Consider the following 621-nt stretch of genomic DNA (forward strand, 5'->3'; position numbering starts at 1 on the left):
GTGGTGGCGGCCGTGGCCGGGGCTGCCGTGGCGGTGCTGCCAGCGGTCGTCGGCCGGGAGCAGGGTGTGCAGGGCGGAGAGCAGGTCGTCGTCACTGCCGGCGCCGGTCTCGATGATCGCGATCCCTGCCGTGGCGTGCGGGACGAAGACGTTGAGCAGGCCGTCGCGGCCGGCCGCCGCCTCGCGCAGGAAGGACTCGCAGTCACCGGTGATGTCGGCGACCCGCTCCGCCGAGCCGGTGGCGAGGTTGAGGACTCGGGTGGTGAAGGCATCGGGCATGTACCCATCCTGACACCGGGGGAAGACCGGGGCCTCCGCCACCGTTAGTAGAAACGTGAACAACACACGCGAGGTCGAGGTCGTCGTCATCGGGGCCGGTCAGGCCGGACTCGCCGCCGCCTATCATCTGCGGCGCACGGGGTTCGAGCCGGAGCGCGACTTCGTGGTGCTCGACCACTCCCCCGGGCCCGGCGGAGCCTGGCAGTTCCGCTGGCCCTCGCTGACGTACGGCAAGGTGCACGGGATGCACGCCCTGCCGGGCATGGAGCTGACCGGCGCGGACCCGGCGCGGCCGTCCGCCGAGGTGGTGAGCGGGTACTTCGCGACGTACGAGCGCACCTT

At 72.0% G+C, this 621-nt stretch carries 2 protein-coding genes; one reads left to right on the forward strand and one right to left on the reverse strand.

What is annotated here, in order from left to right; translation table 11 throughout:
• Positions 1–279, reverse strand: a 279-nt coding sequence (locus tag DMC61_RS41080; protein WP_125695779.1) for a YjbQ family protein, incomplete at its 3' end; no start/stop codon positions are given.
• A gap of 55 nt (positions 280–334) precedes the next feature.
• Between DMC61_RS41080 and DMC61_RS41085 the strand changes: the two genes are divergently transcribed.
• On the forward strand, positions 335–621 hold a 287-nt coding region (locus tag DMC61_RS41085), incomplete at its 3' end, for an NAD(P)-binding protein (RefSeq protein ID WP_125695780.1).

Origin of the sequence: Amycolatopsis sp. WAC 04169 (genome assembly GCF_003947535.1) — a bacterium.
GTDB classification, from domain to species: Bacteria; Actinomycetota; Actinomycetes; order Mycobacteriales; family Pseudonocardiaceae; genus Amycolatopsis; species Amycolatopsis keratiniphila.